The following is an 11,559-nucleotide window of genomic DNA, read 5'->3' as shown; positions in this document are numbered from 1 at the left end:
GGGCAGGGGTGCAGGCCTTGGGGGTACAGAAACGCTCATAGGAAACCTCTGGTTCGAACCAGGAATAGTGAGTGTCCTGTGTGGTACGTGCGTCGATCTGGTTCCGCGTCAAAACGAGCGCACAATGCGTCCCAACGTCTCCATCGCTTTTTCCGATGCTTCCGACCACGGGCTGCCGTAGTTCAGGCGGATACAGTTCCTGAAACGCTGGGTCGCCGAGAAAATCGGCCCCGGCGCGATGCTGATGCCCTGGGCCAAGGCCATCTGGAACAACTTCAATGAATCCGTCTGCTCCGGCAATTCCAGCCAGAGGAAATACCCGCCGGCCGGCTGGCTGACCCGCGTCTGCGCCGGAAAATACCGGGCGATGGCCGCGAGCATGGCGCTTTGCTGTTCTTCCAGGGCGTAGCGCAATTTGCGCAAGTGCCGGTCATAGCCGCCATGTTGCAGGTAGTCGGCAATCGCCGCCTGGGCGGGCATCGACGGGCACAACGAGGTCATCAGCTTCAAACGCTCGACCTTCTGCGCATAGCGCCCGGCCGCCACCCAGCCAATGCGATAACCCGGTGCGAGGCTCTTGGCGAAGGAGCCGCAGTGCATCACCAGGCCCTCGGTGTCGAAGGCCTTGGCGGGTTTCGGTGCCTGTTGTCCGTAGTACAACTCTGCGTAGACGTCGTCCTCGATCAACGGCACCTGATGGCGGCGCAGCAGCTCCACCAATTCCTGTTTCTTCGCTTCCGGCAGCGTGGCGCCCATGGGGTTCTGGAAACTGGTCATGGTCCAACAGGCTTTGATCGGGTAGCGCTCCAGGCTTTGCGCCAGGGCGTTGAGGTCGATGCCGTCACGCGGATGCACGGGGATTTCCACCGCTTTGAGTTTCAGGCGTTCGAGCACTTGCAGGCAGGCATAAAACGCCGGCGCTTCAATGGCCACCAGATCGCCCGGCTCGGTGACGGCCTGCAGGCACAGGTTCAGGGCTTCGAGGGCGCCGTTGGTGATCAGCAGCTCTTCCATCGGCAACATCAGGCCGCCGACCATATAACGCAGGGCAATCTGCCGGCGCAGTTGCGGGTTGCCCGGCGACATGTCGGTAACCACCAGGCGCGGGTCCATCTCACGGGCAGCGCTGGCCAGGGAGCGAGCCAGGCGGGGCAGCGGGAACAGCATCGGGCTGGGGAAGGCCGAGCCGAACGGCACGGTATTCGGGTCTTTGATGGACTCGAGCACCGAGAACACCAATTCGCTCACATCGACTTCGGTGGATTCATGCACGTGTTCACTCACCACCGGTTCGGAGAACGGGCTGGGCGCATGGGTGTTGACGAAGTAGCCAGAACGCGGTCGCGCCCGGATCAGGCCGCGGCGTTCCAGCAGGTAGTACGCCTGGAACACCGTGGACGGGCTGACGCCGTAGGTCTGGCTGGCATAGCGCACCGAAGGCACTCGCTGGCCAGGGCCGAGCACGCCGGAGCGGATCAGTTCTGCGATGTCGTCGGCGAATTTTTCGTAGCGTTTCATGGTAGCCAAATTAATCTTCTCAAGATGTACGCAGGGCGAAATGTGGCCGCCGGCTTAGCGGCTGCCACATTTGATCTCTTATGCTGGCCAACCCTCAGCGGTTCAGCGGTGCCACGAAACGGCTGTCTGCAGCGCTGTAGACCCATGGTTCGTCGACGTCGGTGACCTTGAAGCGCAGGATCTGCGAACTGCTCGCCGGCTTGTCCGCCAGCAACGCCACCGACACCGGCACGTCGCTGATTTCCCCCGGGGCCAGGCTGATCTGGGTCTTGCCTTGCAGCTGGAAGCCTTCGCCATCCACCAGTTCCAGGCGGTAGTCCTGGGGTTGCTGGGTCTTGTTGATGACCTTGAGGCTGTAGATGTTTTCGATCAGGCCCTGGCTGTTTTCGCGGAACATGCCGCGGTCCTTGGTCACGTCCAGCGACACCATCGGCCGCTGCACCAGTGCCACGACCAACGCCGCGATCATCACCAGCAGCACCGCACTGTAGCCGATCAGACGTGGCCTGAGCAGGTGGGTCTTGCCGCCTTGCAGTTGATGTTCGCTGGTGTAGCTCACCAGGCCGCGGGCGTAGCCCATTTTGTCCATGATCGAGTCGCAGGCATCGATGCACGCCGCGCAGCCGATGCATTCCATTTGCAGGCCGTCGCGGATATCGATGCCGGTGGGGCACACTTGCACGCACAATTGGCAATCGATGCAGTCGCCGAGGCCGACGTCCGCCGGTTTGGCTTCACGCTTGCGCGGGCCGCGGTGTTCGCCACGGGCCGCATCGTAGGAGATGGTCAGCGTGTCTTTGTCGAACATCACGCTCTGGAACCGCGCATACGGGCACATGTGCATGCACACCGCTTCGCGCAGCCAGCCGGCGTTGAGGTAAGTGGCGGCGGTGAAAAACACTACCCAGAACAGGCTCACGCCGCCCATCTGCCAGGTCAGCAGTTCGCTGGCCAGCGGGCGAATGGGTGTGAAGTAACCGACAAAGGTCAACCCGGTTAGCACGCTGATCCCCAGCCACAGCGTATGTTTGGCCGAGCGCCGCGCCAGTTTGTTCAGGCTCCAGGGTGCCGCTTGCAGCTTGATACGCTGGTTGCGCTCGCCTTCGGTGACTTTTTCGCACCACATGAACAGCCAGGTAAACGAGCTTTGCGGGCAGGTGTAGCCGCACCACACCCGGCCGGCGAACACAGTGATCGCAAACAGGCCGAAGGCGCAGATGATCAACAGCGCCGACAGCAGGATGAAGTCCTGCGGCCAGAACGTGGCGCCGAATATGTGGAACTTGCTTTCGGCCAGGTCCCACAGTACGGCCTGGCGACCGCCCCAGTTCAGCCACACCGTGCCGAAAAACGCCAGGAACAGAAAGCCTGCACCAGCCACGCGCAAGGTGCGGTACAGGCCGGTGAAGCTACGGGTATGGATCTGGTTATCGCTGGATTTGGCCGTCACCTTCTTCGGGTGCGCAGGCTCGTGGATTTCCACGGTTCGGACGGGGATCATTTCGCTCATGGTCGTTTGCTCATCAGCCTCCATCAGGCCGGTGAACTATGCTCGTCGTGCTGTTTGCATAACAGACTCAGGTGTGGCGATAAAAAGCGGATCAGATGCGCTGCAAAGGCCCTGCTGCGACAATGTGCTGCACCCCGTGGCGCCTGGGGCGCAGCTCGATTCAGCGTGTGCTGATACAGATCAATCAAATCACCGAATCACTGTCGCTGGCCTTCAGGTGTTTGCGCCCATCCTGGGCGCCGGCGACGGTCAGCGCGTCGGCCTCGACCTCGGTGATGTAGATCCGGTCGTCGTTCAGCGCCACAAAAGACATGGATTTTTCGCTGTCGGTACTGATGGTGACCTGGGACGCCGGCAGGCTTTGTTCCTGGCCGTTGTCATCGACCGTGAAGTAGCAGATCTGGTTTTCGATACGTACAGGCATGGTGAACTCCTTGTCATCGTCTGGTGATGGTGAGGGGATAGCATTGGGCTGAGGGTTCCTCCACCCGCACGGGCGGGTCTTGCGGCGGTTCCTCCTCAGGAGGCGCAGCCGGTTCGGTGGGCGGCAGGGTCGGCTTGTCGATATTCGGATCGGGCGTTTGCGCGGGGATCGGGATATTCATCGGTGTGGCCTCCTTTGTGCTTTGCTCTATCGGTGGACAGCCGCCCGGGGGAATTGATTCCCCCGTCGATGGCGGCACATCCACCTGAACTTTTCACCCGGCCCCGGGCTCGGACCTTATGTGGCCCTGCTCAGGGAGAGCGGTGCCGTATCAGAATTCGGATCAAGCAAAGAGCGTCCACAGGGCGTAAGGGGAAGATGCTCGATGACTGCTGAAACACTGACTCCAGACGATTGTGTATTGCCGCTGTCCCAGGCGTTGTTGCTGCCTCGCATAGCGATTGAAAGCACCATGCCGGTGATCGACGGCGGCGAATTTGCGGTCAAGGCCGTGGTGGGCCAACGCATCAATGTCACCAGCAAGGTGTTCGCCGACGGCCACGACACGCTCGCGGTGCTGATCCGCTGGCGCGCCTTGCACGATGAAAGCTGGCACAGCGAGGTCATGGCCGATATCGGCAACGACGGCTGGGAGGGCGCGTTTACCGTCACCGCCCAAGGGCCCCATGAATATTGCATCGAAGCCTGGATCGATAGCTTTGCCAGCTTCTGCTACGAACTGCGCAAGAAACATGAGGCTGGCGTGCCGGTCAGCCTTGAGTTGCAGGAAGGCCGCAGCCTGGTGCTGCTGGCCGCCGAGCGCAGTGACAGTGAGCTGCGCGAGCGCCTGATGCGCTTGTACCACGAGCTCTCCGGCCTGCTGGAAACCGAGCAGGTTGCGCTGTTCCTGCACGAAGACAGTGCGTACCTGATGACCCGGGCCGATCACCGCGCCTATTTGAGCATCAGTCCCGCGTACCCGCTCGACGTGGAGCGCGAGCGTGCGCAGTTTGCCAGTTGGTATGAGCTGTTTCCGCGCTCTATCACCGACCATCCAGCGCGTCACGGTACGTTCCTCGACGTGCATTCGCGGCTGTCGATGATCCATGACATGGGGTTCGACGTGCTGTACTTCCCGCCGATCCACCCCATCGGCCGCAGCCACCGTAAAGGCAAAAACAATGCCTTGAGGGCCGAGCAGCACGACCCGGGCAGCCCCTACGCGATCGGCAGCGAGGAGGGCGGCCACGACGCGATTCATCCGCAACTGGGCAGCCGCGACGATTTTCGGCGCCTGGTCAAGGCCGCCGCCGACCATGGCCTGGAAGTCGCCCTGGACTTCGCCATTCAGTGCTCCCAGGACCACCCGTGGCTCAAGCAGCACCCGGGCTGGTTCAACTGGCGCCCGGACGGCACGATCAAATACGCGGAAAACCCGCCGAAAAAGTACCAGGACATCGTCAACGTCGATTTCTACGCCGCCGATGCGATCCCCAGCCTGTGGACCGAACTGCGTGACATCGTGCTCGCTTGGGTCGAGGAGGGCGTGAAGACATTCCGCGTCGATAACCCTCACACCAAGCCGCTGCCATTCTGGCAATGGCTGATCAGCGATGTGCGGTCCAAGTACCCGGAGGTGATCTTCCTCGCCGAAGCATTCACCACACCGGCGATGATGGCGCGCCTGGGCAAGGTCGGTTACTCCCAGAGCTACACCTATTTCACCTGGCGCAACACCAAGGCCGAGCTGAGCGAGTACTTGGCGCAATTGAACGAGTCGCCCTGGCGCGAGTGCTACCGGCCGAACTTCTTCGTCAACACCCCGGACATCAACCCCGCTTTCCTGCATGAGTCCGGGCGCCCGGGCTTCTTGATCCGCGCCGCGCTGGCGAGCATGGGCTCGGGGTTGTGGGGCATGTATTCCGGCTTCGAACTGTGCGAAGCCGCGCCGGTGCCGGGCAAGGAAGAGTACCAGGACTCGGAAAAATACGAGATCCGCCCCCGGGACTTCACCGCACCCGGCAACATCATCGCCGAGATCGCCCAACTCAACCGCATCCGCCGGCAAAACCCGGCATTGCACACGCATCTGGGGCTAACGCTCTACAACGCCTGGAACGAGAACATCCTGTACTTCGGCAAGCGCAGCGAAGACGGCAGCAATTTCATCCTGGTGGCGGTCAACCTCGACCCATTCAATGCCCAGGAAGCGCAATTCGAATTGCCGCTGTGGGAGCTGGGCCTGCCGGACGACGCCCACACCCAGGGCGAAGATTTGATGAACGGCCATCGCTGGACGTGGTACGGCAAGACCCAATGGATGCGGCTGGAGCCGCAGATGCCGTTCGGGATCTGGCGCATCACCACGTACTAAGGAGCGACATGTGGGCGGGGGCTTGCTCCCGAAAGCGCTATGCCAGCCTATGGATCAAGTGACTGTCCTGCCGCTATCGGGCGCAAGCCCCCGCACTTCGACCCGCTTCAGTCCGCAAGAATCCTCGAGTTTTCAGGAGTTTCCAATGGCGAAGAAACCCAAGGCTGCCACCTTTATCAAAGACCCGCTGTGGTACAAGGACGCGGTGATCTATCAGGTTCACGTCAAATCCTATTTCGACTCCAATAACGACGGCATCGGTGACTTTCCCGGGCTGATCGCCAAACTCGACTACATCGCCGACCTCGGTGTGAACACCATCTGGCTCCTGCCGTTCTACCCCTCGCCACGTCGCGACGACGGTTATGACATCGCCGAGTACCGCGGCGTGCACAGCGACTACGGGACCATGGCCGATGCCCGGCGCTTTATCGCCGAAGCCCACCAACGCGGGCTGCGGGTGATCACCGAACTGGTGATCAACCACACCTCCGACCAGCACCCGTGGTTTCAGCGCGCACGCAAGGCCAAGCCCGGCTCGGCGGCGCGGGACTTCTACGTGTGGTCCGACGACGATCAGAAGTACGACGGCACGCGCGTCATCTTCCTCGATACCGAGAAGTCCAACTGGACCTGGGACCCGGTGGCCGGCCAGTACTTCTGGCACCGTTTCTATTCGCACCAGCCCGACCTCAACTTCGACAATCCGCAAGTGATGAAAGCCGTGCTGTCGGTGATGCGCTTCTGGCTCGACATGGGCATTGACGGCCTGCGCCTGGACGCGATCCCGTACCTGATCGAGCGCGACGGCACCAACAACGAAAACCTGCCGGAGACCCACGACGTCCTCAAGCAGATCCGCGCCGAGATCGACGCTCATTACCCCGACCGCATGCTGCTGGCCGAAGCCAACCAGTGGCCGGAAGACACGCAGATGTACTTCGGTGACAAAAAGGGCGACGACGGCGATGAATGCCACATGGCCTTTCACTTCCCGCTGATGCCGCGCATGTACATGGCGTTGGCCCAGGAGGACCGTTTCCCGATCACCGACATCCTGCGCCAGACCCCGGAAATCCCGGCCAATTGCCAATGGGCGATCTTCCTGCGCAACCACGATGAACTGACCCTGGAAATGGTCACCGACAAAGAACGCGACTACCTGTGGAACTACTACGCCGCCGACCGTCGCGCGCGGATCAACCTGGGCATTCGCCGCCGCCTGGCGCCGCTGATGGAGCGTGACCGCCGTCGCGTCGAACTGCTCAACAGCCTGCTGTTGTCGATGCCGGGCACGCCGACCCTGTATTACGGCGATGAAATCGGCATGGGCGACAACATCTACCTGGGCGACCGCGACGGCGTGCGAACGCCGATGCAGTGGTCCATCGACCGCAACGGCGGCTTTTCCCGCGCCGACCCGGCCAGCCTGGTGCTGCCGCCGATCATGGACGCGCAATACGGCTATCAGTCGGTCAACGTCGAAACCCAGGCCCAGGACCCGCATTCGCTGCTCAACTGGACCCGCCGCATGCTCGCGGTGCGCAAGCAGTCCAAGGCCTTCGGCCGCGGCAGCTTGAAGATGCTCTCGCCGAGCAACCGGCGCATCCTCGCCTATACCCGTGAATTCACCGGGGACGACGGCCGCACCGAGATCATCCTGTGCGTGGCCAACGTCTCGCGCAGCGCCCAGGCGGCCGAGTTGGACCTCTCGGCCTTCGCCGGCATGGTGCCGGTGGAGATGCTCGGCGGTAATGCGTTCCCGCCCATCGGCCAGTTGAATTTCCTGCTGACCCTGGCGCCGTATGGCTTCTATTGGTTCGTGCTGGCGGCGGAAAACCAGATGCCCAGTTGGCATGTGGAACCGGTGCAAAGCATGCCGGACTTCACCACCCTGGTTCTGAAAAAGCGCATGGAGGAGCTGCTCGACGCACCGTGTCGCGCCGTCCTGGAGCACACCTCGCTGCCGGCCTGGCTGCCCAAGCGCCGCTGGTTCGCCGGCAAGGACACGGCCATCGACAGCGTGCATATCGCCTACGGCGTGCGGTTCGGCGACCTGCAGCACCCGGTGCTGCTCAGCGAAATCGAGGTGAGCGCCGGGGGGCAGGTCAGCCGTTACCAGTTGCCGTTCGGCTTTCTCGGCGAAGACCAGTTCACCAGCGCCTTGCCGCAACAACTGGCCCTGGCCCGTGTGCGGCGCGTGCGTCAGGTGGGGTTGGTGACCGATGCGTTCAGCCTGGAACACTTTATCCGCGCGGTGATCCAGGCCTTGCAGGCCGGCACCGTGTTGAACAGCAGCGAGGGCGAGCTGCGCTTTGAAGCCACGCCGCAACTGGCCAGGCTGGCGCTGACCGATGAGTCGCCCGTGCGCTACCTGGCCGCCGAGCAGTCCAACAGCTCGGTGGTGGTGGGCGAGAGCCTGGTGCTCAAGCTGATCCGCAAGGTCAGCGCCGGGGTCCATCCGGAGCTGGAGATGAGCGCCTACCTGACCGCAGCCGGTTACCCGAACATTTCGCCGTTGCTCGGTTCGATGATTCGGCGTGACGGCCAAGGCCAGGACAACCTGTTGATGATTGCCCAGGGCTACCTGAGCAACCAGGGCGACGCCTGGGGCTGGACCCAGAACAACCTGGAGCGCGCGATCCGCGACGAACTGGCCGAAGCGATGTCCGAACAGGAGCAGCATTACAACGCCTTGGGCGAGCTGGCCGACTTTGCCGGCTTGCTCGGGCAGCGCCTGGGTGAAATGCACGGCGTGCTGGCGGCGCCGACGGCCAACCCAGACTTCCAAGCCGAAGTCACCACCGCCAAGGATGCCGAGGCCTGGGCCAAGGACATCGCGGCGCAGATCGAGCGCGCCCTGCAATTGCTCAAACTGCATCAAAACCAATTGAACCCGGCCGATCAGGCGCGGGTCAGTGAATTGTTGGAGCAGAAAAAAGCCATCGGCGCTCAGGTCCGGGCGTTGGCGCAGGCCACGTTGGGCGGCTTGCGCATTCGCGTCCACGGTGACTTGCACCTGGGCCAGGTGCTGGTAGTGAAAGGCGACGCCTACCTGATCGACTTTGAAGGGGAACCGGCGCGGCCGCTGCACGAACGGCGCGGCAAGCACAGCCCGTATAAAGACGTCAGCGGCGTGCTGCGTTCGTTTGATTACGCGGCGGCCATGGCCCTGAATGTGCAAGGCGTGGACCACTCGCCCGCAGCGGACGCGGCGCGCCAGCGTGTGACCGAGCGCTACCTGATTGAGGCGCGTCTGGCATTTATCAAGGCTTATCACGCGGCGACGGCTACACTGGCGCATGACTGGCAGGATGCCAAAGGCCAGGACGCAGCGCTGACCTTGTTCAGCCTGGAAAAGGCCGCGTATGAAGTGGCTTATGAAGCGGAAAACCGCCCGACCTGGCTGCCGGTGCCCTTGCAGGGTTTGCACGGTTTGCTCAGCGGGCTCATACCTGGATCGAAATCTGTACGCGGTGGGGAGACGTCATGAGTTTTACGAATAAAGAACCGCTGCAGCCGAAACTGACAGCAATGCCGGCGTCCAAGGACGTCGAAGCGCTGGTGCGCGCCGAACACCATGATCCGTTCTCGATTCTCGGGCCCCATGATGACGAGCAGGGCGGCCAGTTTGTCCGTGCGTTCCTGCCGGAGGCCTTGAGCGTCCAACTGCTGAGTCGCGACAGTGGCGAGCCGATCGGCAGCCTCGACGCGACCCAGGTGCCGGGTCTGTTTATCGGGCATTTCAGCAGCCGCCAGGCCTACCTGTTGAAGATCCAATGGGCCGGTGGCGAACAGATCACCGAAGACCCTTACAGTTTCCAGCAACTGCTGCTGGGGGAAATGGACCTGTACCTGTTTGCCGAAGGCAATCACCGTGACCTCAGCAGTTGCCTGGGTGCCCAGTTGACCACGGTCGATGGCGTGCAGGGCGTGCGGTTTGCCGTGTGGGCACCGAACGCCCGGCGCGTGTCGGTGGTCGGCGACTTCAATATCTGGGACGGCCGCCGCCACCCGATGCGCCTGCGCCATCCGGCCGGTGTGTGGGAGATCTTTATCCCACGCTTGCAAGCGGGCGCGGCGTACAAATACGAGATTCTCGGGGCCCACGGCATTTTGCCGCTCAAGGCCGACCCGATGGCCCTGGCCACCCAGATGCCGCCCGACACGGCATCGAAAGTCGCGTCGCCGTTGCAGGTCGACTGGCAGGATCACGCGTGGATGCAGGCGCGTGCGCAAAAGCACAAGCCCACGGCGCCGCTGTCGATTTATGAGTTGCACCTGGGCTCCTGGCAGTGCGAACTGGACGAGGCCGGTGAGGTTTCGCGCCAGTACGGCTGGGGTGAACTGGCCGAGCGGCTGATTCCGTATGTGCAACAGTTGGGCTTTACCCATATCGAGCTGATGCCGATCATGGAACACCCGTTCGGCGGCTCCTGGGGCTATCAAGCGTTGTCCCAGTTCGCGCCGACTGCGCGCTTCGGTTCGCCGCAAGCATTCGCCGAGTTCGTCAATGCCTGTCACCAGGCCGACATCGGCGTGATCCTCGACTGGGTGCCGGCGCATTTTCCCACCGATGCCCACGGCCTCGCGCAATTCGATGGCACGGCGTTGTACGAATACGCCAACCCGCTGGAAGGCTTCCACCAGGATTGGGACACGCTGATCTACAACCTGGGTCGCACCGAAGTACATGGCTTTATGCTGGCCTCGGCGCTGCATTGGCTCAAACACTTCCACGTCGATGGCCTGCGCGTCGATGCCGTGGCCTCGATGCTGTATCGCGACTATTCGCGCAAGGCCGGCGAATGGGTGCCCAACCGCCATGGCGGCCGCGAGAACCTCGAAGCCATCGACTTCCTGCGGCACTTGAACGACGTGGTCGCCCTCGAAGCCCCCGGCGCGCTGGTGATCGCCGAAGAATCCACGGCCTGGCCGGGCGTCAGCCAGCCGACCCAACAGGGCGGCCTGGGCTTCAACTACAAGTGGAACATGGGCTGGATGAACGATTCCCTGCATTACATCCAGCAAGACCCGGTGTACCGCGCCCACCATCACAATGAACTGAGTTTTGGCCTGGTGTATGCCTGGTCCGAGCGTTTCATCCTGCCGATCTCCCACGATGAAGTGGTCCACGGCAAGCACTCGCTGATCGACAAGATGCCCGGCGACCGCTGGCAGAAATTCGCCAACCTGCGCGCCTACCTGAGTTTCATGTGGACGCACCCGGGCAAGAAGCTGCTGTTTATGGGCTGCGAGTTCGGCCAATGGCGCGAGTGGAACCACGACCAGCAACTGGACTGGTACCTGCTGCAATACCCCGAACACCGTGGGGTGCAGAAGCTGGTGAGTGACTTGAATCGGCTGTACCGCGAGGAACCGGCCCTGTATGAACAGGACGACGCGCCCCAGGGCTTCCAGTGGCTGATCGGCGACGATGCGATCAACAGCGTCTACGCCTGGCTGCGCTGGAGCAAGGACGGCAGGCCGGTGCTGGTGGTGGCCAACTTCACCCCGGTGCCCCGTGAAGCCTACAAGGTCGGCGTGCCGTTCGCCGGGCGTTGGAGCGAGGTGATCAACAGCGATGCGGACACGTATGCCGGTTCGAATTATGGCAATGGCGGGGGGGTATTCACCGAAGATGAACCGCATCATGGTCAACCGGTGTCGCTGTCGTTGAATCTGCCGCCATTGGGCGTGCTGATTTTGCGTCCGCAAGACAGTTAACGGCGC

The 11,559-nt window shown here is 62.4% G+C and carries 7 protein-coding genes; 3 read left to right on the top strand and 4 right to left on the bottom strand.

Features of this window, described 5'->3' with window-relative positions:
* Nucleotides 1-108: 108 nt before the first annotated feature.
* The 4 genes from mapR to AC07W0_RS25225 form a co-directional block, all read right to left on the bottom strand.
* Nucleotides 109-1,518, bottom strand: coding sequence for a GntR family transcriptional regulator MpaR (gene mapR / locus AC07W0_RS25240; RefSeq protein ID WP_017848443.1), 1,410 nt, complete (start codon nt 1,516-1,518; stop codon nt 109-111).
* A gap of 94 nt (nt 1,519-1,612) precedes the next feature.
* A complete protein-coding gene (ccoG, locus tag AC07W0_RS25235) occupies nt 1,613-3,028 on the bottom strand; it encodes a cytochrome c oxidase accessory protein CcoG (RefSeq protein ID WP_102618721.1) in 1,416 nt (471 codons plus the stop codon).
* Nucleotides 3,029-3,212: 184 nt separating this feature from the next.
* Nucleotides 3,213-3,452, bottom strand: coding sequence for a DUF3203 family protein (locus AC07W0_RS25230; RefSeq protein WP_046483643.1), 240 nt, complete (start codon nt 3,450-3,452; stop codon nt 3,213-3,215).
* A 13-nt stretch (nt 3,453-3,465) separates the two neighbouring features.
* On the bottom strand, nt 3,466-3,633 hold the full coding sequence (locus tag AC07W0_RS25225; RefSeq protein WP_164887046.1) for a hypothetical protein: 168 nt from the start codon (nt 3,631-3,633) through the stop codon (nt 3,466-3,468).
* 204 nt (nt 3,634-3,837) lie between these two features.
* Here AC07W0_RS25225 and AC07W0_RS25220 point away from each other — a divergent pair, with 204 nt between their 5' ends.
* The 3 genes from AC07W0_RS25220 to glgB all read left to right on the top strand — a co-directional run bounded on the left by AC07W0_RS25220 (nt 3,838) and on the right by glgB (nt 11,553).
* The gene (locus tag AC07W0_RS25220) at nt 3,838-5,826 is read left to right on the top strand and encodes an alpha-1,4-glucan--maltose-1-phosphate maltosyltransferase (RefSeq protein WP_102618720.1); all 1,989 of its coding nucleotides are present in this window, start codon (nt 3,838-3,840) and stop codon (nt 5,824-5,826) included.
* A 145-nt stretch (nt 5,827-5,971) separates the two neighbouring features.
* Nucleotides 5,972-9,319: a maltose alpha-D-glucosyltransferase gene (treS, locus tag AC07W0_RS25215; protein ID WP_017848448.1), complete on the top strand. Its 3,348-nt coding sequence runs from the start codon at nt 5,972-5,974 to the stop codon at nt 9,317-9,319.
* On the top strand, nt 9,316-11,553 hold the full coding sequence (gene glgB / locus AC07W0_RS25210) for a 1,4-alpha-glucan branching protein GlgB (RefSeq protein WP_102618719.1): 2,238 nt from the start codon (nt 9,316-9,318) through the stop codon (nt 11,551-11,553). The genes treS and glgB overlap by 4 nt, the downstream gene beginning before the upstream one ends.
* Nucleotides 11,554-11,559: the final 6 nt, after the last annotated feature.

The sequence above is a fragment of the Pseudomonas sp. GW704-F2 genome (assembly GCF_059423025.1).
This window is presented reverse-complemented; position numbering and strand designations above follow the sequence as displayed.

Excerpts from the sequence above, each read along its gene's own strand:
- mapR (WP_017848443.1), bottom strand. The coding sequence starts at position 1,518 with ATGAAACGCTACGAAAAATTCGCCGACGACATCGCAGAACTGATCCGC.
- ccoG (WP_102618721.1), bottom strand. The coding sequence starts at position 3,028 with ATGAGCGAAATGATCCCCGTCCGAACCGTGGAAATCCACGAGCCTGCG.
- AC07W0_RS25230 (WP_046483643.1), bottom strand. The coding sequence starts at position 3,452 with ATGCCTGTACGTATCGAAAACCAGATCTGCTACTTCACGGTCGATGAC.
- AC07W0_RS25225 (WP_164887046.1), bottom strand. The coding sequence starts at position 3,633 with ATGAATATCCCGATCCCCGCGCAAACGCCCGATCCGAATATCGACAAG.
- AC07W0_RS25220 (WP_102618720.1), top strand. The coding sequence starts at position 3,838 with ATGACTGCTGAAACACTGACTCCAGACGATTGTGTATTGCCGCTGTCC.
- treS (WP_017848448.1), top strand. The coding sequence starts at position 5,972 with ATGGCGAAGAAACCCAAGGCTGCCACCTTTATCAAAGACCCGCTGTGG.
- glgB (WP_102618719.1), top strand. The coding sequence starts at position 9,316 with ATGAGTTTTACGAATAAAGAACCGCTGCAGCCGAAACTGACAGCAATG.